Annotated in this window: 1 protein-coding gene; it reads left to right on the top strand. The window is 43.2% G+C overall.

The annotated features are described in order from the left end of the window. Positions 1 to 738 (top strand): class I tRNA ligase family protein (locus ACRCJ0_RS17350; protein WP_431391399.1); only part of this gene is annotated, 738 nt, incomplete at both ends.

Consider the following 738-nt stretch of genomic DNA (forward strand, 5'->3'; position numbering starts at 1 on the left):
TCACGTCAACGTGTTTGGGGTGTACCATTGCCAATCTTCTACGCAGAAAATGGCGAACCTGTATGTACACCAGAAACAATCGAACATGTAGCCAACCTATTTGACGAATTCGGTTCAAATATCTGGTTCGAGCGCGAAGCGAAAGACTTATTACCAGAAGGCTTTACGCATCCAGCATCGCCAAACGGTGAATTCACCAAAGAAATGGATATCATGGATGTATGGTTTGACTCTGGTTCATCTCACCATGGCGTATTACGCACACGTGAAGACCTAACATTCCCAGCTGACATGTACCTAGAAGGTTCTGACCAATACCGTGGTTGGTTCCATTCATCACTATTAACATCAGTCGCAGTAAACGATGAAGCACCATACCGTTCAGTCCTTTCTCAAGGATTCGTTAACGATGGTGAAGGTCGCAAGATGTCCAAATCAATTGGGAACACAGTGTCACCAAACGACGTCATCAAACAACGTGGGGCAGACATTTTACGTCTTTGGGTATCTTCAGTAGACACTTACTACGATGTCCGTATCTCTGACGATATCTTAGGTCAAGTTGCTGAAAACTACCGTCGTATCCGTAATACTGTACGTTTCTTACTAGGAAACTTGTATGACTTTGATGTGAAAAAAGATGCAGTTGCCTATGAAGATCTAGCATCAATTGACCAATACATGATGAACCGTCTAAACGAAATGGTGCGCAATGTACGTCATGCTTACGATACTTTC

Source organism: Aerococcus sp. L_32, from assembly GCF_050689315.1.